The organism is Agromyces sp. P1_H4, assembly GCF_056405255.1.
The window spans coordinates 1-613 of sequence record NZ_JBFUCL010000625.1 but is presented as its reverse complement, the minus strand read 5'-3'; the positions used below and the strand labels follow the sequence as shown (position 1 = coordinate 613).

1 protein-coding gene and 1 pseudogene are annotated in these 613 nt (G+C 71.8%); both read left to right on the top strand.

Annotated features, from left to right (window positions below; genetic code table 11):
* Positions 1–42: 42 nt before the first annotated feature.
* Positions 43–189 (top strand): annotated as a pseudogene (locus tag AC1DY2_RS20460) (TSUP family transporter); the annotation flags it as partial.
* A gap of 52 nt (positions 190–241) precedes the next feature.
* Positions 242–613, top strand: a 372-nt coding sequence (locus AC1DY2_RS20455; RefSeq protein ID WP_476764078.1) for a sulfite exporter TauE/SafE family protein, incomplete at its 3' end; no start/stop codon positions are given.

Genomic DNA, 613 nt, shown 5'->3' with positions numbered 1-613 from the left:
GGCCTGCTCTCGGGGGCGTTCGGCGTCGGCGGCGGCATCCTCATGGTGCCGCTCCTCATCACGTTCGCCGGCATGGACCAGCGCCGCGCGTCGGCGACCTCGCTCGCCGCGATCGTGCCTGCCGCCGTCGCGGGTTCCATCACGTACTTCGCGAACGGCGAGATCGACCTCGTCGTCGCGCTCATCGTCGCCGTCGGCGGCATCGTCGGCTCGTGGATCGGCACCTGGATGCTGCGCGCCCGTGCGCGGCGAACGCATCGAGCTCGACGTGCTGCCCGTCATCGGCATGGTCGCCCTCGGCCTCGTGATCGGCATCGCGTCGGGACTCTTCGGGGTCGGCGGCGGCATCATCATGGTGCCCGCGTTCGTGGCGTTCTTCGGCATGAGCGACCTGGTCGCGAAGGGCACGTCCCTCGCAGTCATGATCCCGACCGCCGTGAGCGGCACCGTGTCGAACGCGCGGGCCGGCATCGTCGACCTGCGGGTCGGGCTGGCCGTGGGCATCCCGGCGACCGTCGCCTCCTTCGGCGGCGTCGCGATCGCGTTCCTCCTCTCCCCCGAATGGTCGGCGCGCCTGTTCGCGGCGCTCATGGTGGTCGCCGCGGTCCAGCTC